General features: G+C 55.8%; 14 protein-coding genes. 7 read left to right on the top strand and 7 right to left on the bottom strand.

Going from position 1 to position 20,542, the window contains the following annotated elements; genetic code table 11:
• Positions 1-217: 217 nt before the first annotated feature.
• Positions 218-2,329: a (Fe-S)-binding protein gene (locus tag G477_RS0116295; protein WP_026698822.1), complete on the bottom strand. Its 2,112-nt coding sequence runs from the start codon at positions 2,327-2,329 to the stop codon at positions 218-220.
• Positions 2,330-2,669: 340 nt separating this feature from the next.
• Between G477_RS0116295 and cls the strand changes: the two genes are divergently transcribed.
• On the top strand, positions 2,670-3,863 hold the full coding sequence (cls, locus tag G477_RS0116290) for a cardiolipin synthase (RefSeq protein WP_035212224.1): 1,194 nt from the start codon (positions 2,670-2,672) through the stop codon (positions 3,861-3,863).
• Positions 3,864-4,473: 610 nt separating this feature from the next.
• Here cls and G477_RS0116285 read toward each other — a convergent pair.
• The 3 genes from G477_RS0116285 to G477_RS0116275 form a co-directional block, all read right to left on the bottom strand.
• Positions 4,474-6,924: a YhgE/Pip domain-containing protein gene (locus G477_RS0116285; protein ID WP_026698820.1), complete on the bottom strand. Its 2,451-nt coding sequence runs from the start codon at positions 6,922-6,924 to the stop codon at positions 4,474-4,476.
• 109 nt (positions 6,925-7,033) lie between these two features.
• A complete protein-coding gene (locus tag G477_RS20005; RefSeq protein ID WP_051288139.1) occupies positions 7,034-7,969 on the bottom strand; it encodes an ROK family protein in 936 nt (311 codons plus the stop codon).
• Positions 7,966-9,429: a glycoside hydrolase family 1 protein gene (locus tag G477_RS0116275; RefSeq protein WP_026698819.1), complete on the bottom strand. Its 1,464-nt coding sequence runs from the start codon at positions 9,427-9,429 to the stop codon at positions 7,966-7,968. The genes G477_RS20005 and G477_RS0116275 overlap by 4 nt, the downstream gene beginning before the upstream one ends.
• 195 nt (positions 9,430-9,624) lie before the next feature.
• Between G477_RS0116275 and G477_RS0116270 the strand changes: the two genes are divergently transcribed.
• From G477_RS0116270 to G477_RS0116240, 6 genes are all read left to right on the top strand, one after another.
• A complete protein-coding gene (locus tag G477_RS0116270; protein ID WP_026698818.1) occupies positions 9,625-10,668 on the top strand; it encodes a LacI family DNA-binding transcriptional regulator in 1,044 nt (347 codons plus the stop codon).
• Positions 10,665-11,297: a YesL family protein gene (locus G477_RS0116265; RefSeq protein WP_026698817.1), complete on the top strand. Its 633-nt coding sequence runs from the start codon at positions 10,665-10,667 to the stop codon at positions 11,295-11,297. Before G477_RS0116270 ends, G477_RS0116265 begins: the two co-directional genes overlap by 4 nt.
• 321 nt (positions 11,298-11,618) lie before the next feature.
• Entirely contained in the window at positions 11,619-12,974 is a 1,356-nt protein-coding gene (locus G477_RS0116255) for an ABC transporter substrate-binding protein (RefSeq protein WP_026698816.1), read from the top strand.
• Between the two features lie 72 nt (positions 12,975-13,046).
• Positions 13,047-14,051, top strand: coding sequence for a carbohydrate ABC transporter permease (locus G477_RS20000; RefSeq protein ID WP_035212223.1), 1,005 nt, complete (start codon positions 13,047-13,049; stop codon positions 14,049-14,051).
• Entirely contained in the window at positions 14,048-14,887 is an 840-nt protein-coding gene (locus tag G477_RS0116245) for a carbohydrate ABC transporter permease (protein ID WP_026698815.1), read from the top strand. The genes G477_RS20000 and G477_RS0116245 overlap by 4 nt, the downstream gene beginning before the upstream one ends.
• On the top strand, positions 14,887-18,024 hold the full coding sequence (locus tag G477_RS0116240; RefSeq protein ID WP_035212222.1) for a hypothetical protein: 3,138 nt from the start codon (positions 14,887-14,889) through the stop codon (positions 18,022-18,024). Before G477_RS0116245 ends, G477_RS0116240 begins: the two co-directional genes overlap by 1 nt.
• 246 nt (positions 18,025-18,270) lie before the next feature.
• Here G477_RS0116240 and G477_RS0116235 read toward each other — a convergent pair whose 3' ends face one another.
• The 3 genes from G477_RS0116235 to G477_RS0116220 all read right to left on the bottom strand — a co-directional run bounded on the left by G477_RS0116235 (position 18,271) and on the right by G477_RS0116220 (position 20,452).
• The gene (locus G477_RS0116235; RefSeq protein WP_026698813.1) at positions 18,271-18,729 is read right to left on the bottom strand and encodes a nucleoside deaminase; all 459 of its coding nucleotides are present in this window, start codon (positions 18,727-18,729) and stop codon (positions 18,271-18,273) included.
• Positions 18,730-18,925: 196 nt separating this feature from the next.
• Positions 18,926-19,096, bottom strand: a complete 171-nt coding sequence (locus tag G477_RS19995) for a XapX domain-containing protein (RefSeq protein WP_035212221.1) — start codon at positions 19,094-19,096, stop codon at positions 18,926-18,928.
• Between the two features lie 339 nt (positions 19,097-19,435).
• Positions 19,436-20,452 carry a LacI family DNA-binding transcriptional regulator gene (locus tag G477_RS0116220; RefSeq protein WP_026698811.1) on the bottom strand — a complete coding sequence of 339 codons (1,017 nt, stop codon included), beginning with the start codon at positions 20,450-20,452 and terminating at the stop codon, positions 19,436-19,438.
• Positions 20,453-20,542 lie beyond the last annotated feature (90 nt).

Raw genomic sequence — 20,542 nt, 5'->3', positions numbered from 1 at the left:
CAGAGCGGGCGGCCCGGAAGCGCCGGCGGGTCGCCTGCCGATTTTTTTGAGCCACGTGGCTGTTTTTGAGCCACTTCGCGACAGTTTTGAGCCGCTCCGATCGGCAATGTCGACGCTTCGCCCCGGTTTTGCGCCGCCTGCTTCCTTTCCTTCAATTGGTGACGCAACGTGAAAAAGCCCGCCTGAGGGGCGGGCTTTTTCTGTCTTTTCTTGTTGATCAGACGAGTGCCGGTTCTTCTTCCGTCGTATCCGACTGGTCTGTACGCTGGATGATCGAGCGTTCGAGAATCTCGGCAACGTCCATTGTAGCAACGTCTTCATCGACTTCCTTCGCCTTGGTGCCGTCGCTCATCATCGTGAGGCAGTACGGGCAGGCGCTTCCAATCATGGAAGAGGACGTGGCGAGGGCCTGCTCGGTACGGGCGACGTTGATGCGGGTGCCGGTATCTTCTTCCATCCACATCATTCCGCCGCCGGCGCCGCAGCACATGCCGTTTTCCCGGTTGCGCTCCATCTCGACAAGCTCTACGCCTGGGATCGCCTTGAGAATTTCACGCGGCGGATCGTAGACGTCGTTGTAGCGGCCGAGGTAGCAGGAGTCGTGGTAGACGATCTGCTCGTTCACCTCATACGTCGGCTTGATGCGTCCTTCCTGAATCCACTGGAACAAAAGCTCGCTGTGGTGGAAGATCTCCGCCTCGAGGCCGAAGTCCGGGTACTCGTTTTTGAACGTGTTGTACGTATGCGGATCGATGGTGACGATCTTTTTGATGTCGTTCTTCTGAAACTCCTCGATGTTCGCCTGCGCGAGTTCCTGGAACAGGAACTCGTTGCCGACACGGCGCGGCGTATCGCCGGAGTTCTTCTCTTTGTTGCCGAGGATGGCAAACTTGATGCCGACCTCGTTCATGATTTTCGCGAACGACTGGGCGACTTTCATGCTTCTGTTGTCATAGGAGCCCATCGAGCCGACGAAGAAGAGATATTCGAATTCCTCTTCGCGCTTCTTCATTTCGCGGACAGTCGGTACATCGATGTCTTCGCGCGCATCGCGCCAGTTTTCGCGCTCCTTGCGGTTGATGCCCCACGGGTTGCCCTGCTTTTCGATATTCTTGATCGTGCGCTGGGTGTCCGGGTCCATCTTCCCTTCCGTCAGAACGAGGTAGCGGCGCATGTCGATGATTTTGTCGACGTGCTCGTTGGCCACAGGACACTGGTCCTCACAGTTACGGCACGTCGTGCATCCCCATAGTTCTTCTTCGGTGATGACGTCGCCGATCAGGCTGACGTCGTATGGGTTGGCTTCGAGTTCCGCACCGGCTGCCAGCTGATTGCCGCGCGTGTTTTGAAATGCGACGGCCGGCATCCACGGCTGCTGGGACGTGACCGCTGCGCCTTTTTCCGTCAGGTGATCCCGCATTTTCACGATGAGGTCCATCGGCGAGAGCATTTTGCCGGTACCGGTCGCCGGGCACATATTCGTGCAGCGTCCGCATTCTACACAGGCATACAGGTCGAGAAGCTGCTTCTGGTCGAAATCTTCAATCTGGTTTTTACCGAATTTCTCTGCTTCTTCGTCTTCAAAATTGATGGCTTCGAGCTGACCGCGCTTATGTGTCGGGCCGAGGAAGACGTTCGCCGGGCCTGCAATCAAGTGCGCATGCTTGGACTGTGGAATGTAGACCAGGAAAGCAAGCAGGAAGAACAAGTGCATCCACCAGAAAACGAAAAAGCCGACGGAAGCGGCCGTTGCGCCGAATGGTGCGACCGCAGCGGCGATCGAAGAAGCAATCGGCTCAGCGGCTGTCAGCTCTTTGCCGAGCCAGACGAATTCGAAACCTTTTGCTGCGAGCTTGGAGACCATGAGTCCCCCGATAAAAATAAGTACGAGTCCTGCTTTAAAGTTGCGCTTCAGTCGGACGAGTTTCTCCACATAGCGGCGGTGGAACGCCCAGACGACGGCAACGAGAATCATCAGTACGACAATTTCCTGGAAAAAGGTGAAGATCGGATAAACCGGCCCGAGCGGGAGGTGACTCCCCGGGTTCAGACCTTTCCAGATCACGTCGATGGCACTGAACTGTACGAGCAGGAAGCCGTAGAAAAACATGACGTGGATGATGCCGCTCTTTTTATCCTTCAATAATGTTTTCTGGCCGAAAACCTGAACCACCACCGCGTCGATCCGGTCTTTGGTCGACTTGATAAACGACGGCTTCTCCCCCATTTTAATGTAATCGATCCGCGTTTTGACCAGCCGCGCAAACAAGTACACAGCGTAAGCGGTTACAAGCAGAAACATGATCCAGTTGATCATTATTGGATCCATGTGCGCCACTCCTTTCCTAAAAATAGTCATCGGTGTTTGTGCTTTTGATTATAGCACAGAACAGAATGAATGAGTATTCATTCATAGAACTTTTTTGAAAAATTTTCTCCTTTTCTGTTAGTGTATCATGACAGCGCCATTGTGTAACCGCTTTCTTTTATTCCTGAACGGAAGAAAATGTCCGTCTGTAGGAAGACCGAAGGAGGGGACGGCAGGAGAAAGGGGGGACTGTGTTCGGGCGGAGCCCTGTCTGTCCACAGTGCTGCTTACCCCGGGTGGTTAGATATGGCGGCAGAAAGGGTAACGGAAAGAATAGACTATCGTGACACAGGGGGATATTATGCTGAAGAAACTGCGTTGGGCGGCCGCGATTCTGACTGCCTGGATTTCGCTGGATTTGTATTTGGGCAAGCGGGCACATGCGAGGCGGAGGAAGACGTTTGCGCCTCCGGAGATGACGAGTGGGCATGTAGAGTTTTTCCAATATGGGGATGCGCTGTTTGCGCATATTCTGAAGCGGGTTCGTGCGGCGGAAGATCATATTTATATGCACTTTTATATTTTCCGCAATGATGATGCTGGACGGGATGTGCTGGATGCGCTGAAGCTGAAGGCGCAGGAAGGGGTGACGGTGAAGCTGCTGATTGATTATCTCGGAGCGCGCCTGCCGCTGTCGACGCGCCGGGAGCTGAAGCATTCGGGGGTGGATCTGGAGTATACGCAGAAGCCGACGCTGCCCTTTCTGTTTTATTCGCTGAACGAGCGGAATCATCGGAAGGTGACGGTGATCGACGGTGATCATGCCTATGTCGGTGGATTCAACGTCGGCGATGAGTATACGGGCAATGATCCTGAGGTCGGGATGTGGCGTGATTATCACTTGTATGTGACGGGGCTTGCGACGTCTTCTCTGGCGCGGCAGTTTGCCCGGGACTGGTATCATGCCTCCGGGGAAAAGCTGCACCTGCCTGTACCGGAGGAGTCGAGCCAAGAGGAAATGCCGCTGCAGCTGCTGTCGACGGATGGCAATCATGTGCCGGATCATTTTGAGGGCTTGTTTGCGGAAGCGGAGTCGTCGGTGTTTATCGGGACGCCGTACTACATTCCGGACAGCCGGATGCACGAGGCGATTCTCCACCTCCGCAGGCGCGGTGTTTCCGTGCAGCTGCTTTTCCCGAAGCATCCGGATCATCCGCTCGTCCGCGATGGCGCGATGCTTTATATGAAGGAACTGCTCGATGCCGGTGTCGATGTGCGCCAATTCCAGCACGGGTTCTACCATGCGAAGGTGGTGCTGGTCGATCAAACGGTGCTGGATATCGGAACAGCCAACTACGATATGCGCAGTTTCTATATTAATCATGAGGTGAACTGCACGATCCGCGAGCCGGCCTGGGTCGAGCAGGTCGCCCGTCATATTGAGCATGACTTTCACGTGGATGCCGAAAAAATCACGTACGAGATGCTCGAGGAGCGGAACGCGTGGGACAAAACCCGGGAGCAGGCTGCGCGTCTGCTGTCATCATGGATGTGATCAGGACGTTCGACGCAAAAGATGTTTAGAACCTCTGTACAAGTGGTATATAATGAATACAGCATGAAAAGACACCATGACTACACAGGTGACTGCCGCTTTCCGTTTTACGGGAAGCGGTCTTTTTTTATTGATAGGTGCTTTTCTGAAGGGAGACGCAGGTTGTTGTCTTCTGTTCGGAGAGAACGACTTCCCACTCGCTTCATAGAATGTGCGGGCGGCTGAACTCGGTGGAGAAGCAGCTGACGGTTTCGCGACTTCGCGGCGTCACGGCGTCGGGAAGTCACGACGTCGCGGCGCAAAATCCAGGCGAAGCGTCGGCATTGCCGATCGGCGCGGCTCAAAGCTGTCGCGAAGTGGCTCAAAAACAGTCATGTGGCTCAAAAAAACAGCATGCGACCCGCAAGCGCTTCCGGGCCGCCCGCTCTGTCAGCCAAAGCGTCTCGAATCTGCGGCGGACCGACCCGCTTTTGCCTCCTCAAGCCGAAAACACGCATGGAGTCGGTTGCTGCCGATACCCGCAGCAGGCACGCCTACATCATTTCCGGGTTCCCGTCCAGACATTGCCATACCGTGTCCGAACACGCGCGCCTCCCTGCTTCCCTTTCAATTATTCCACGAGCCGGCTTGATTTCGATTTGGCGGCGGTTTCGGCGATGCGCGGAGCGAGCTTCGGCTTCAGGAGCAGGCCAATGCCGAGCGTGAGCATCCAGACGAACAGGAGCACCCCGGTGCTGAGCAGCACCGTCGGCATATGCAGTCCGCCGACCGCTTCCCGAAGGAGATCGACCGCGTACGTAAACGGCAGATACGGATGAACCGCCTGATAAAAGGCAGGCGTCACTTCAATCGGGAACGTCCCTCCGCCTGCAGACAGCTGCAGCACGAGCAGGACGATCGCGAGGGCCTTGCCTATGTTACCGAGCATCGAGGCAAGGGTGTAGATCATAGTCATGAACACAAGCCCGATCAGCATCGAAAACAGCACGAACATCACACTGTGCGCAGCATACATATCCAAAAAGAAGAGATTGCCGAGACTGACGACAAGCCCCTGCAGAAGCGCCACGATCCAGAAGATTGCGATTCGTCCAAGATAAACATCCCTCTCGCGGAAACGCGGGTCCGCATCCGAGCCGAGCAGGCTCGTGCTGATCAGATTGACGAGCAGCAGCCCACCGACCCAGAGGCTCAAGGCTGTATAAAAAGGGGCATTCGCTGAACCGTAGTTAGGAATTGGATAAAGAGTATTTTCGGTGAGCGAAACCGGCTGGGCGAGCCGGTCCGCCTCGTCCGCGCGTTCCTGCCGGAGCGTGCGGACGGCTTCTTCCAGTGTCCCTTCCGCTTCCGCCCGGCGGAGCTGGCCGGCTGCCTCGGTAACTTCCCGTTCCAGCCCGGGCAGTTCGTCTCTGGCAAAGGCTGCTCCACGGGAAACGACCTCCCCCGCGGGTTCTTCGTACGTATCCAGCAGGGCCGTTACGTGCTGATAAGCCGCTTCCGCTTCGTCGGCGCCTGTTTCGACAGCGGTGTGCAGCGAGTACAGCTGCTGCTGAAGGGCTGGCAGCTCCTCCTGCCCCCACGCGTCCAAGGCAGCAGCACGGTCTCCCACAGTCTCCAGGCCGCTTTCCAGCTGGCCGAGCATCGTGACGGCATCCGCTTCCGCACCTTCTACCGCAGATGCCGCTTCCCTCTGGACGTGCCGTGCCTGCCGCAGAACGTCGTCTGCGTCATCCAGTGTTTGTCTTAATTCCGTTCCAACCGGCTCCCACGCGTCTCCGAGAACCTCGGCTGGAGCCGCTTCTTCTGCTGCCTCCAAGAGTTCTGTTTCTGCTTCCTGCCAGGTCGATTCCGCCTCCTCTACCGCATCCGGAGCCGCCACGACCGTCCGAAGCAGGGTACCGGCCTCCAGCTCCCGGCCGATCCCTTCCTCTACCCGTTCGACAGCCGGCAGCGCTGCTTCCGCTGTTTCTCTCGCATCTTCGGTGTCCTCCTGTACCGATGTCCGCGCGGTCTGCCACTGTGTATGCAGCGCCTCCTGCCGGACAGCCGCTGCTTCTGCTGCAGCTTCTTCCGCTGACAGCACCTCGGCTGCGGCGTCTGCCTCCAGCTGCTCCAGACGGACGGCTGTCTCCTCGAGCTGCTGCTCGGCATCGTGCAGCGCCTCGTCCCCCGCCGTCGTCTCGAGCTCATCCGGGATCAGGCCTTCTTCGCGCAGGGAGGTGATGCTGTTTTCGGCAGCCGCTGCCCGTTCCTGCACCTCTCCAGCTTCCTCAAGTGCCTCTTCCACTTGCACCGAAGCCGCTCCGGCTTCTTCGAGCGCTTCCAGGAGCACCGCTTCTGCGCCGGATGCTTCTTCCAGATCGCGGAAGGCAGCTGCCGCATCCTCTACGTCCTCCCAGGCATCTTCCAGGGAAAGAACAGCATCTCCGGCTTCCTGAAGCTCCGGCATCATGGCCTCAACGTCATAGACGAGCTGCGCGGTTTCTTCCGCCTGCGGCAGGCGCTCTTCCAGCTGCAGACCAAGAGCGTCCGCCTCTTCGAGCAGTTCTGCAGCCGCCGTTTCTACAAAGGTTTGATTCAACTGCTCCGTCAGCGTCGTCGCTCCGGTCTCCGTCATGGTCGGCGCAATCGCGTTGATTTTTTCGTTCACTTCATACTGCACAACGGCTTCGTCCAGCTCCCCTTCGACCGTCTCGATCATATCCTGGGAAAACGTCCGGTCGAGGTAGACACTGGCATAGTAGTCGCCGGACTCGACCCCGGCTTCCGCTTCTGATCTTGATACGAACGTCCAGCCGAGATCCGGATTCTCCTGGAGCGCCTTCTCCACTTCATTTCCAACCGATACGTAAGTGTCGTCCACCGTCACCCCGTCATCCTCGTTGACGACGGCTACCGGGACGTCCCCTGTGTTGTCGTACGGATCCCACGCCGCGCTCAAATTGAGCCATGCATAGAGGGCAGGCAGTACCGCAAGCCCGCCCAGGAGAACCGCAATCAGCGGGACCCGCCTAATATTTTTCATGTCTTGTTTGATGATAGCTGTAATGTTCTGCTGCATAACGAAAAAACCTCCCGCACCGTATACGGAACCGGCTCCAGGAGGTTTCTTTCTTGATGAAAGTGTCACCATTTGTTCAATTTTTCAACCCGGCCGTCTCATCCCGGAATCAGGATTCTCCGCCGACCTGTGTAGCTGGATCCACCGGTGATGCCTGCTCCGGCTGATTGGATAGATGATAGGCAAGGGCGCCGATCAGACCTGCGTCATTTTTGAAGCGGCATAACGTGACTGGACAGTGGAATACGCGGTCGACGTAATCAAGGTGGAACTGCAGTTCATCCAGAAACGTTGGACGGCTCGTAATGCCGCCGCCGATCAGAACCTTTTCCGGGTTCAGTACCGAGACGGTATTGTAGATGCCGATCGCGAGCGCCTCATAAAAATGAGTGACACTGCGCACAGCGAGCGGATCACCGGCATCATAAGCTTCAAATACGTCTTCTCCAGTCACGTCCTGCACTTCTTTTTCTTTGTAGGCCGCAAACCGACGCCGCAGCCCGTACATCGACGCCTGTGCCGACAGACTGTCTGCTTCCGGTACGTCCCCGTGCAGGCCGTGCGTCACCATATACCCTGCTTCTCCCGCGCGAAAGCCGTGGCCGCGGTGAATCCTGCCATTGATGACGACAGCTCCGCCGATCCCAGTGCCGACCGTCATGCAGTAGAAATCCTCGATGTCAGAGGCGCTGCCGAGCCACTGTTCCGCCAGTGCGACGCAGTTCACGTCGTTTTCTACCGTCACAGGCAGCCCGAGTTTTTCTTCCATATACTTCCTAAAATGAAATTCGTGCAGCTGTTCCAATGCACCGCCCATTTCAATATATCCGTCCGGGTGAATAAACCCCGGTGCAGAAAAGGCAGCGCCCTCGATCGTCCCCTGGTACGGTTCGATGGCAGCGATAATGTCTCCGAGCAGTTCCTCCCTCGAGCCTTCCCGTGTTGGAAACGAGGCCTTGTGGAGCACGGCCCCATCTTCACGGACGAGTCCCCATTTAATGTCGGTACCGCCGAGATCAAAGCAGATGTAGCGGCGGATCGTCATGACGAGCCACCCGCTCTCTGCAGCAGCGAAGCGCCCTGCGTGCGGATAACCTCCTGGTACCAGTAAAAGCTCTCTTTCCTGATCCGGCGCAGCGACCGTTCACTTTCCTCATCCCGGTCGATATAAACGAAGCCGTAGCGCTTCTGATACCCGTTCAGCCAGCTGAGCAGATCCGTAAACGACCAGGTACAGTAGCCGAGCACGTCGACCCCGTCACTGACGGCCTCCTGGATCGCTTCGAGATGAGACGCCAGGTAATCAATCCGGTACGGATCGTGCACCCGGTCCCCCTCCTCCAGCTTATCGAATTCGCCAAGCCCGTTCTCTGAAATCAACACCGGCAGCTCGTAGCGATTCTTGATGCGGCGCAGGCCGATACGAAGCCCCTGTGGATCGATTTCCCAGTCCCAGTTCGTTGCCTCGAGATTCGGGTTCTTCACCGTTTTAAACAGCCCCGGCACCCCGGTATCCTCGGACGTCCCTTTTTTCCCGGTTGTGTTCATCTTCCCGCTGCTGACCCCGTCCAGCGGATTTGCCTCCACCGTCGTTGTCCGGTAGTAGTTGACACCCATAAAGTCCGGAGCAGAGCCCTGCTTGAGAATGGCATCATCCCCCGGCTCCAGCTGCGGCGCCGTTCCTTTCTCCTGTAAGTAACGGAACATCGTCTGCGGGTAGGTCCCGTGGGCATAAACGTCCATGTACCAGTGGTTATTCAGCTCTTCTGCGTTTTCCGCCGCCAGGATGTTTTCCGGCTTCGCATCCAAGGCATAGACGGGACCGTAAGCAAAGCTCGGCCCGACTTTTCCGTCTGGAACCAGCTCACGGAAGGAGGTGGTGGCTTTGGCATTGGCAAGAAACGCATGATGGTTCGCCTGGTGCATGCGCTTTTCATCCTGCACGCCCGGTGGATGAATCCCGGCATTGTAGCCGAGGCCGATAAACACGTTCTGTTCATTCAAGGTGACCCAGTACTTCACGCGGTCGCCGTAGCGGGTGAAAAGCGTCCGGCAGTAGCGGTCGAAGTCATCGACAATCTGCCTGGATTCCCAGCCGCCGTAGGCATCCATCAGCGCCTGGGGCAGATCCCAGTGATAGACCGTGACAATCGGTTCAATGTCTGCGGCAATCAGGTGATCGATCAGCTTGTCGTAAAATCCTAAACCGGTTTTGTTCACGTGCGTATTCCCTTCCGGATAGATACGCGTCCAGGCGATCGAGAAGCGGTACGCCTTCAGACCCATTTCTTTCATGAGCGCGACGTCTTCCTCCATCCGGTGATAATGGTCGACGGCCGTATCGCCGTTCGTCCCTTTATAGGTTGTTCCTTCCTGCTTCGTATAGACGTCCCATACAGACGGGCCTTTGCCATCTGTATCCCAGGCGCCTTCAATCTGGTACGCTGCGGAGGCGGAGCCCCACAGGAAATCTGCCGGAAACGGCTGCAGCTGACGGTGTATCATCGTTACCACTCCTTCTTTGTCGTCTGGATGTTCTTCAAAAGAGGTTGTTTACAAATAACATGGACCCGGGTAGAATAAAAGAAAACGAAATCGGTTTCGTTCAAATCATAATCCAGTTGCCGCCGTTTGTCAAAACTTTTTTGTATCCGCCTTCATCAGCGGATTCAGAACGACAGAAGCCAGGGGTGAATCTACATGAAACTGACAATCAAAGAAATTGCCGGGCTTGCCGGCGTATCCCAGTCCACCGTTTCCAAAATCATCAACAATTATACGGACGTCGGTCCAACGACAAAAGCGAAAGTCCTCCGCGTTATCGAAGAGCACAGCTACCGTCCGACCTATGCCGCCCAGAGCCTGGCCAAAAAGGCAACAAAAGTCATCGGCGTTATTTATGCCGGCGAAATCAACGCCAACTTCAATCACCCCTTTTTCGTCGAAGTCGTCAATGCATTCAAGAAAAACATCGGTGCGGAAGGCTACGATCTGCTCTTCTTTTCGAATGAGAAGTTTCATAAAAAAGATGAGAACTACCTCGAGCGCTGTCAGCATTACAACGTGGATGGTTGTTTCATCATCGGCGGTGAGAAAGTGGAACCCTCTGTCTACGACCTTGATCAGAGCAGCATCCCGTGTGTCGGCATCGATATCGTACTGACGGGTCCGAGGTCCGCGCATTTGATGACAGACAACGAGCAGGTCGCGTCTCAGGCTGCCGAACATTTCTATCTGCTCGGCAGACGTTCCACCGGCTTCATCGGCGGCCAGCCGCATTCAACGATATCCAATGAACGGAAGGAAGCCTTTCTCCATACCGCCCGGGTTTACGGCATGAAGGTGATGGATGAGTGGATTTTGGAGGGAGATTTCTTTGAAGCAAGCGGCTATCATTCCATGAAGCGCCTGCTGGAGCAGCCGGTCCTTCCCGAAGCGGTCTTTGCCGCTTCCGATGCCATGGCCCTCGGAGCAATGCGTGCCATGAGAGACGCCGGCCTTGCTCCCGCGGAAATCGCCGTCATCGGCTGTGACGATATACCGGCAGCCCGGTTCGTCGACCCACCTTTGACGACCCTGCGTCAGGATAAGGAAAAAATCGGCAAGATGGCGGCCTTCATGCTGGAGGACTTGATTCATGACCGGATACAGGGGAGCGGGGTCAAAATCGATCCCCAGCTGATCATCCGGTCTTCCTGTGGCACAAAGCCGCCGTCGCCTGCCGGAGAGGAGCCTGTCCTATGACAAAAATACAGCTTTGGTCCGAATGGATTTATCGGCTGTCGCTGTTGAATATACTATGGTGTGTCGTTGCCGCGGCCGGTCTTTTCGTATTCGGTGCCGCTCCCGCCGCGGCTGCCGTGCTGCGCATTACCCGGTCCTGGCAGCAGGGAGACGAACTGGACGGTCCGATTCCCCTTGTGTTTTTCCGAGAGTGCAAACGATGGTTCTTTAAAGCGAACGCGCTTTTCTGGATCTGTCTCGGTGCCGGAGTGCTGCTGTACTGGAACATTTCTTTCTTTCTTCAATGGGATACTTCCGCTTCTCCAGCTGTTCTCGGCCTCAGTGCTGCAGCCGTGCTGCTCTACACGACGCTGCTGCTCTACAGCTTCCCTCTCTATCTTGTGGAGGAGCGCGGGCTCTTTGCATCGATTGCCTGTGCGTTCATTTACGGCGTGAGTTTTCCGCTCGATACATTGGCGCTTCTTCTCAGCGCCGGCATTCTCTTTTGGCTTTCGACGTTGACACCCGTCATCCACCTTTTCTTCACCGTAAGCGTGATGGCATTTCTTACCGTCGCTGTCGTCTCCAAGAATGCCCGGAAGGTCCAGTTCGGCCCCGCCCCGGCTCAGCAGGAAAAGCAGGCAGGATGAGGAGGGTCCCTCCGCTTCCTGCTGCCCTCATCATGACTGCGGCTCGATCCCGGCTGCTGACGGATGTGCATGAGAGGTTTTTTATCAACAGCGCCAAGGGTACGGAGGCTGAAGCCAATAAAATATTTAAAAAATAAAAAAGAAAGCGTTGACATTTTGGACGGACGGTTATAAACTAAGTTTAAGTTACGAAACCGATTTAGTTTCGGCGCAGGTTCAGAGAAACCACTGCTGATGTACGACCTGCTGCTTTTTATTTTGCTCATTTCGAAACCGGTTTCGCTTACTGAATACCATTTCATGATATGGAGGGAATCAAGGATGAACAGATTCTGGAAGATTTCAGCTTTTACAGCAACAGCAGCGGTCTTGGCAGCTTGTGGTGGCAATGAGAACGGCGATGAGAACGCCGCAGCCGAGAACGGCGGCAACGGGGACAATAACGGGGAAGAAAACGTGGCGATGAACGAAGACGACGCAGAGGTGACCGATCTCGGGGACGACGATGCTGACATCGAGCTTTCGTTCTGGCTCTTTGGTGCAACAGGCTATCCGGAACTTGCAGAAGAATACGTCGAAGAAAACCCGGATGTGAGCATCACGTTCCAGGAGATCGACATGGAAGATCACCACAACAACCTTTTCACGTCCCTGTCTGCGGGCAGCGGTGCTCCGGATATGGCAGCAGTGGAAGTATCTGAAATCGATAACTATAAAGAAGCAACCGATCAGTTCCATAACTTGTACGACCTTGGCGCCGGTGACATCGAAGACGATTTCCTCGATTGGGTCTGGGAAGTCGGCGCGGATGTGGATGGAGATTTCCAGCTCGGGATTCCGACAGACATTGGACCGACGGTGATGTTCTACCGACAGGACATCTTTGAAGAAGCCGGCCTGCCGACAGAGCCGGAAGACGTCGAAGCAGAAATCGATACGTGGGACGCGTACCGTGATGCTGCTGATCAGATTCTCGAAGCAACCGGCGGACCGATGGCAGACAACCCGGAATCCGTGTTCAACGCGAAGCGGGACCAGGCTCCTGAGAACTACTTCAATGAAGAAGATGAACTGATTCTCGATGAGTCTCCTTATGTACGCAGCGCCTATGACGATGCTGCAGAGATGATCATGGATGACCATATCGGCAACTTCGAAATGTGGACACCGGAGTGGGGCGCAGGCATGGCTGACGGCGACTACGCGACACTGCTTGCACCGGCCTGGATGCAGGGTGTCATCAAAGACAATGCTCCAGATCAGGAAAACTGGAGAATTGCTAATATGCCGGAAGGCGCAGGAAACTGGGGCGGTTCATACGTGACGATCCCGGAACAGTCGGACCACCCGGAAGAAGCCTTCGATTTCCTCGAGTGGCTCCTTGCACCGGAGCAGCAGGTAAAGGCCTTTGAAAACATGGGGCTCTTCCCTTCCACACCGGAATCTTATGAAGATGAAGCATTTTCAGAGTACAGCGATGACTACTTCGGCGGCCAGAACACCGCCCGGATTTTCGCTGAAGCAGCAGAAGAAGTCGATTATGTCTACAAAGGTGCCGATTACGGCGATGTGAACGCAGAAATCCTCGACGGCCTGTTCAACGTTCTGGACGGAGCCGACCCGGATGAAGAGTGGGAAGACATCCTCCAGCGTGTCGAGCAGCGTCTGGCCAGATAAAGAACAGAATGAAAACGTGGGTATGGTGGACTCACCACCATACCCGCTATTTATAGATTGGAGGGACATCTCATGGCGGAACCAAAACACGATTACCCTAATGATACGAACATAGATGAAAAGGATCAGAAACCGTCGAAGCAGCCGGGGTCCGATACGCCAAAGAAACGGAACTTCACCCAGCGGCAGCGGAACATAGCATCAGGATACTTATTTATTTCGCCGTTTTACCTGCTTTTCGCGGTCTTCGGCGTTTTCCCAATCCTTTTCAGCTTCTACCTGGCTTTTTTCCGCTGGGACGGACTGGGTCCGATGGAGTTTGTCGGTTTTAACAACTTTGCGATCATCTTCAACGACCCCTTGTTTTGGAAGTCGATTTATAACACGATCATCATCGGTATCATGGGTACCGCACCGCAGCTTATTGTGGCCATTTTGATTGCTTTCGCGCTCAATTCGGCGCTGATCCGCATGAAAAGCATTTTCCGGCTCGCGATCTTCCTGCCGTACGTTACCTCCATCGTCGCGGTTGCCATCGTCTTCTCCGTCATTTTCAGCAACCAGGACTCCGGCCTCGTCAACTCGGTCATCGTGTTCTTCGGCGGGGACCCGGTGACATGGACACGATCCGAATGGGGGACGAAATTCGCCATTTCGGCTATGGTTTTCTGGCGGTGGGTCGGGTACAATACGATCATTTACCTCGCCGGCATGCAGAGTATCCCGAATGACTTGTACGAAGCTGCCAAAATGGACGGCGCCACCATCCGCCAGCAGATCCAGTACATTACGATTCCGATGCTGAAGCCGTTCATTCTCTTTACCGTGTTCACAGCGACGATCGGTGCCCTGCAGATCTTCGCAGAGCCGCACATTTTCCAGGGACGCGGCGGGCGTCCGGAAGGGATCAGTGTCGTGCTGTACCTCTATCGTGATGCGTTCAACAGTAACGCCTTTGGTACAGCATCCGCTACCGCCATCGTTCTCTTCTTTATTATCATTATCTTCTCGACGATGAACATGTACGTAACGAACCGCATCGGCCAGCCGGCGAAAAGGAAGAAGGTGAAGGCATGAAGTCTGAAAAAAATAAAATCCGCGGCGCTCAATTTGTCATCTACTCTGGTCTCGTGCTCGTCTCCCTCGCCTCTTTATTCCCGTTTTACTGGATGTTTGTTATGGCGACGAATACGAACGATGCCATCAACCAGACTCCTCCGGCGATGGTGCCGGGGGGCAACCTGGTCAGTAACTTTGAAGCTGTCCTGAACAGCATTCCCTTTTTCGGTGCGATGCTGAACTCGTTTATCGTCGCCTCGTCGATCACGCTCGGGGTCTTGATTCTCTGTTCTCTGGCAGGGTTTGCTTTCGCTAAATTTGAATTTCCAGGACGAACGCTGCTCTTCGTGTTCATTCTCGGAACGATGATGATTCCACCGCAGCTTGGTCTGATTCCGCAATACTTCATCATTACCGAACTCGGCTGGCTCAGTGACCTGCGCGCGGTGATTGTCCCTGGTCTGATGAATGCCTTCGGTATCTTCTGGATGCGCCAGTACATTGCCAGCGCCGTGCCGGACGATATTATCGAAGCCGCGCGGATTGACGGGTGCAGTAATTTCCGTATTTATTGGAATGTTATCGTGCCGATCGTTCTGCCGGCGTTTGCAACACTCGGGATCATCGTCTTCATGGCGATCTGGGGCGACTACCTCTGGCCGCTCGTTGTGCTGCAGGATCAGTCGATGCATACAATCCAGGTTGCGCTGCGTTCCCTCATGGACGACCGTGTCCGCGACTTCGGGATGATTCTCTCGGGAACGTTCTGGGCAACAGTGCCTCTGATTGTCGTCTTCCTTCTGTTCAACCGACTGTTTATTAAGAGTATTACCGACGGGGCGGTGAAAAGCTGATGCACCCATCGACAACAACAGGTCCTTACACGATTCTCGACAACGGCGCTTTCCGGATGGAGCAGTTCGCTTCGCTCCCTCCGTTTGCCGGTTTTCTGCCAGGCATTGCCGGAAAGCAGGGCGTTCCCGTCTGGGCGTTTTACGTCAACCGCGGGCAGGGGATTGCCGGATTTGGTTTGGAAAACAAAGATCACGCCGTCATGGAATTCCATCCGGCCGACAAAGCATACCGGAACGTCTATACCGAAGGGTTCCGCACGTTTATCAAACTACACCAGCCGGAGGGAACGGTTCTGCTTGAGCCGTTCTCTCCTGCTTCTGCTGCGGATCCATCCGTAGAGGAAACGATGACGGTCGAAGCCGAAGGGCTTTCCCTTACCTGCTTCTATCCGGCTTATTCCCTTTTTCTCGAAGTGCGGTACTTCACGCTTCCCTCCGCCCCCGTCGGCGCACTGATCCGTCGGGTGCGTCTGACGAATACGGGTACGGAACCGATGGTGATGGAAGTGCTCGACGGCCTGCCGGCTGTCCTTCCGGCCGGCGTGCCGAATGCTGCCTATAAAGAAATATCGAATACGCTCAAAAGCTGGTTTGATGTAGAGTGGCTCGATGAAACCGCGCCCTTCTATACGCTGCGCGGGAGCTTCGGGGATGAGGCGGAAGTAAAGCCCGTGGACGAAGGCAGCTTTTATGCCTCACTGCTTCATGACAGCAGCGGCAAAAGCAGACGGATCCAGCCGGTTGTCGACCCCTCCCTCGTGTTCGATCACGATACATCGCTGACCGTACCGGCAGGGTTCCTCCGTCATGAAGCCACCTCGCTTGCGGCGGCCCCGCAGAGGACAACCAACAAAGTCTCCTGTGCGTTCACCCCGGTTTCTATTGAACTCCAGGCGGACCAGCCGCTGGACATCTGGTCGGCTGCCGGTGCGTCCGCGGATGCGGCGACAGCGGCGGGACTCGTAGACGCTCTTATGGATCCGGCTGTCCTTGCAGCCAAGGAACAGGAAGCTGCTGCCATCTCCCGCGAAGTGACTCTTCCGGCGGCCATGCAGACAGCCGATCCGCGGCTCGACGCCTACGCGTCCCAATGTTTTCTCGATAACGGCCTGCGGGGCGGTTTTCCGTCCGTGATTGCCGGACGAGAAGCTTCCCACGTTTATTACTTGTATTCGCGCAAACATGGCGACCTCGAGCGGGACTACAACTTCTTCTCGATCCAGCCCGGCTATTACCCACAGGGGAACGGGAACTACCGTGACATTAACCAAAACCGGCGGATGGACGTCTATACGGAACCAGCCGTCTACGACCGCAACATTCACTACTTCATGAATTTGATTCAACTGGACGGCGCCAATCCACTCGAAGTCCAGGCGGTCTTCTTCCGGCTTTCAGAAGAGGATGCTTCTTCCGCGGCGGCCGATTTCCCGTCCTGCAGCCACGTACTGCAGCACCATCTTGTGGAAGGATTCACGCCCGGAAGTGCCCTCGCTCTACTCGAGCGGTATGATGCTATTCCAGCGTCTATGGATGCATGGCTCGGCACCCTTCTGGATAAGGCCGAAGAGATCCAGCCCGCCGCGCATAAAGAAGGCTTCTGGATTGATCACTGGACCTACAACCTGGACTTGATCGAACAGTTCCTTGCTGTCTATCCAGACCGGGAACAGGAGTTGTTTTTCACGGATAAATACCATTGGTTCAGCAGCCCGGCACGTATCCTTCCCCGGAAGGACAAGTATGTCACCCGGCAGGGACAGGTGCGGCAGTATGAAGCTGTCGCTCCGTCCAGCAGCGGATCCGGCAGCTGGGTAACGACGGCTGACGGTCGTCCGCTCACAACGAACCTCTACAGCAAGCTGGTCGTCCTGGCTGCGGTGAAAATCGCCTCGATGGCCCCCGGCGGTCTCGGTATATCGATGGAAACGGAAAAACCAGGCTGGAACGATTCCCTGAACGGCCTGCCGGGCATGCTCGGCGCGTCGACCTCGGAGCTGATGGAACTGCAGCGGCTTCTCGGGCAGCTGCAGCGCATCGGCGCGTCCGCCTCCGTCCCGACAGAGCTGCTGGCGCTGCTCGATACGCTGGAGCAGGCCGGCAGCGATCTGAAGCCGGAGACGTGGGATTCGGTCGTCACGGCCCTCGAAACGTACCGGGAGAAGCTGGACACCGGGATTTCCGGGCAGACGGAGCTGCTGACGGCGGACCGGGTACAGCATCTGCTCACCCTGTTTGCAGCCAGAGTAGGAGCCGGTCTTCACGAGGCCGCTTCGTATGGCACCCTGATGCCGACGTTCTTTTATTTCGAAGCTGCTCCCGGCGCTGAGACCGAAGACATTCTCTCCGGGAAGGCGCTGGAGCCTGTACCGGTACCGCTCTTTCTGGAAGGGGCGGTCAAGCAGCTGAAGACGGCCCGCACTGCTGCGGAAGCGGCCCGTATACATGACGCCGTCCGTAAGACGTCGTTGTATGACGAAAAACTGGGCATGTACCGGACTTCGGAAAACCTCGCCGATACGCCTGCCGAGCTCGGCCGGGTACGGGCCTTCACGCCCGGGTGGCTTGAAAACGAGTCGATTTTTCTTCATATGGAATACAAATACCTGCTCGAACTCTTAAAACGCGGACTGCCAGATACGTTTTACGAGGAAACCGCGGCGGCGCTGATTCCGTATCAGGATCCAGCCGTTTATGGGAGGAGTACGCTGGAGAATTCCTCGTTTCTCGCAAGCTCCGCGAACCCGGATCCGTCGCTGCACGGGCGCGGCTTTGTCGCCCGCCTGAGCGGATCGACGGTGGAATTCCTGGAGATGCGGCAGCACATGCTGACCGGCGCCGCCCCCTTTTCCGTCGCGGAAGGCACGCTGCGCTTCTGTCCGGAGCCGGTCCTTCCGGCATCGCTCTTCCGTGAAGACGGAACGCTTTCTTTCCGGTTGTTCACATCATGTGAAGTGACGTATGTACAGGATCCCCCGCGCGCCACGTACGGCCCGGATGCGGCCCGTCCGGTGCAGTACGAACTCACCTGGAAAGACGGCCGCAGCCAGGTGGTGGAGAGCAGCTTTCTCGAACAGCACGAAGCAGAGGCTCTCCGCGGGGGACACATCCAGCAGATGCGGATCACCCTGGCCTGATCGGTCCTCCAACAGACTGTCCGCCTTTTGATCGGAGCGGCGTGTACCGCAGGCTTCTAAGCGGAAGAAAGGGTTCTTCGTTCTTCCCTCGCAGCGCGCGTCGCCGTCACCCTCGATGAGAACGTCTACATGCTTATCGCCAAATAAAAGCGTGCATCCCGATCGTCAGGATGCACGCTTGTTTTCGTTACAGAAAAGAGACCACAGCAGGATAAAGGCGGATTCGTCCGCTTTTCCTTCTGCAGACTATTCCTGTTTCGCAGCCAGCAGATCGAAGGGGCCGCGCGGATCTTCGTCCGCCTCTCCAGCTTCGACAGCAACGGCACGCTCCGCTCTCGGCTTGGCGATGTCTGCATACAGTTCTATCGGCTTGTTGTCATAGTCGGCCTGCTCGTCGATCGATAAGCCATAGTACACGTGCTTGATGCCGGCCCAATAAGCTGCAGCGTAGCACATCGGACACGGCTCACAGTTCGTGTAGAGAATGCAGTCCGAGAGGTCGGTGGTCTTCAACACGCGTCCAGCCTGCTGAATAGCGCGCATTTCCCCATGTGCTGTCGGATCGTTCTCGGATAATCCGTCGTTGATGCCATGGGAAATCGTTTCTCCATCCTTGACGATCATCGCGGCAAAGGGCATCTCCCCCTGTTCCACATTCTTGGCGGCCATCCGGATACATTTGTTGATGTAGTGGTTATGGTGCACAGCAATCCCTCCCGTTTGATCTTGTAGTTTCCATTCCCTTTTTCCGTGAAAGTGAAAACCCTTTCGCCTGAAAGACCCCCGTGCGAAACAAGCTGGCATTTCTGATATTCCGGAAAGAGGTCAAAACAGGAGGGACAGTACCACTCTTTCTATACAAAAAACCGCCCTGCTGCTGGTAGACAGAGAGCGGCGGGAGTTATCCGAAAAAGGACGTGGAGACCCACTGAAATAGTTTATATCCAAAGTAAATCCCGAAAATACCCATGATTCCCGGAAGAGCCGGCGGAGCCGGAATCGGCAGTTTAATCCATGCAAAAACGAAACCTACGATCAGTCCTGCGAGCATGGCCAGCAGTACATCCTGCATATTTGTCACCTTCCTTAACATTAACCTGGTGAGATTATCTCACCTGCTCTGCCAGTGTATCAGAAAAGAGGTACGGACATCTACTCTTTTTGAAAAAAAGTTCATCTTCTTCTGGGAAAATGTTTGAAATGCAGCACAGAGCGGAGCTGCCGCCTGCTTCCCGCGCCGTGGTTCCATCTCTCTGAGCGTCAAAGCCTATTTCTGCCTCGGGTTCGACCAAAGGACAGGCCGCCCCGGCGGACAGCAGGGGCGGCCTGTGCCGGCAGGACTCGTGCGGGTCGCCTCTCTTCAAGGAGCTGCTGCCAGGTTTTACACGAAAAGCGTCCGTGCAGCGAACGATCAGGAAAGGAGTCGGCCCCTGCAGGAGTCCCGTACAATCAGTTCTGCCGGAAGTACCATTTTTTGTTTGACTTCTTCCCCGCGGATCAGCGCATCGAGCATGTCCGCAGCCGTGTTTCCGAACTCTTTCTGCTGCTGACGGACTGTTGTCAGCGGCGGATCGACATGCCTCGCGGCTGTAATATCATCGATGCCGACGACCCCGAAGCGGCCGGCTTCTCCGGCTTCCCGCAGTGCCCGCTGCAGACCGAGAGCCATCATGTCCGACGCCGCGAAAACCGCCGTCGGCTGTTCGTTCAGCGTAAGCAGCTGCTGTCCAGCTAGATAACCGCTCTCTTCGAAGAAGTCTCCTTCTACTACCCATGCTTCGTGCACGGTCAGATTCCGCTTCTTTACCGCCCGGCGGAAATACTCGTTCCGGACTTCCGTAATGTCCGATCCCTGCACCCCTGTGACATACCCGATTTTCTGATGCCCGATTCCGGCTAGATGCTCCAGGACGAGGTCCACGGCCGTTTCGTTGTCAGTCGTTACATAGGCAGACTTTGGCCCCGTAAGCTCTACATCGATACCGATGCAGGGCACCTCACTTCGATCCAGTTCATACACGGATGGCTGCACGTTCGCCCCACTGACGATGATGCACCCATCGACATTATAGTGAAGACAGCGCTCGAGGTAGTCTTCCTCTCCGCGGTGGAACTTCTCGTTGGAAAAGAAAAGCAGGTCGTAGCCGAGGAAGCCGATCTTTTTCTTGAAGGCGTTCATGACCTCTACGAAGAACGGGTGGTTGAAGTCGGCATTCACTTCTCCGGCGTACACGACGCCGATCACGTTGGTTTTTTTCTTGGCAAGAGACTGAGCGGAATACGAAGGTCGGTAATTATGCTCTTCCATAATATCGAGTACTTTTTTCTTCGTTTTCTCGCCTACGTCGTCGTAGTTATTAATAATTTTGGATACGGTGGCCCGGGAGACACCAGCGAGCTCCGCAATTTGTTTGATTGTCATGCGCATGGATACGTCGGCCCTTCTGTTTGATGTCGTGCCATCATCATATCACATCCCGCGTCCCCCCGGACATCCATGCCGACGGGGGACGTTTAT

The sequence above is a fragment of the Alkalicoccus chagannorensis DSM 18086 genome (assembly GCF_000429725.1).
GTDB classification, from domain to species: Bacteria; Bacillota; Bacilli; order Bacillales; family Salisediminibacteriaceae; genus Alkalicoccus; species Alkalicoccus chagannorensis.
The sequence above is the reverse complement of the archived record's forward strand: the minus strand, read 5'-3'. Positions and strand labels throughout refer to the sequence as shown.

Excerpts from the sequence above, each read along its gene's own strand:
- G477_RS0116295 (WP_026698822.1), bottom strand. The coding sequence starts at position 2,329 with ATGGATCCAATAATGATCAACTGGATCATGTTTCTGCTTGTAACCGCT.
- cls (WP_035212224.1), top strand. The coding sequence starts at position 2,670 with ATGCTGAAGAAACTGCGTTGGGCGGCCGCGATTCTGACTGCCTGGATT.
- G477_RS0116285 (WP_026698820.1), bottom strand. The coding sequence starts at position 6,924 with ATGCAGCAGAACATTACAGCTATCATCAAACAAGACATGAAAAATATT.
- G477_RS20005 (WP_051288139.1), bottom strand. The coding sequence starts at position 7,969 with ATGACGATCCGCCGCTACATCTGCTTTGATCTCGGCGGTACCGACATT.
- G477_RS0116275 (WP_026698819.1), bottom strand. The coding sequence starts at position 9,429 with ATGATACACCGTCAGCTGCAGCCGTTTCCGGCAGATTTCCTGTGGGGC.
- G477_RS0116270 (WP_026698818.1), top strand. The coding sequence starts at position 9,625 with ATGAAACTGACAATCAAAGAAATTGCCGGGCTTGCCGGCGTATCCCAG.
- G477_RS0116265 (WP_026698817.1), top strand. The coding sequence starts at position 10,665 with ATGACAAAAATACAGCTTTGGTCCGAATGGATTTATCGGCTGTCGCTG.
- G477_RS0116255 (WP_026698816.1), top strand. The coding sequence starts at position 11,619 with ATGAACAGATTCTGGAAGATTTCAGCTTTTACAGCAACAGCAGCGGTC.
- G477_RS20000 (WP_035212223.1), top strand. The coding sequence starts at position 13,047 with ATGGCGGAACCAAAACACGATTACCCTAATGATACGAACATAGATGAA.
- G477_RS0116245 (WP_026698815.1), top strand. The coding sequence starts at position 14,048 with ATGAAGTCTGAAAAAAATAAAATCCGCGGCGCTCAATTTGTCATCTAC.
- G477_RS0116240 (WP_035212222.1), top strand. The coding sequence starts at position 14,887 with ATGCACCCATCGACAACAACAGGTCCTTACACGATTCTCGACAACGGC.
- G477_RS19995 (WP_035212221.1), bottom strand. The coding sequence starts at position 19,096 with ATGCAGGATGTACTGCTGGCCATGCTCGCAGGACTGATCGTAGGTTTC.
- G477_RS0116220 (WP_026698811.1), bottom strand. The coding sequence starts at position 20,452 with ATGCGCATGACAATCAAACAAATTGCGGAGCTCGCTGGTGTCTCCCGG.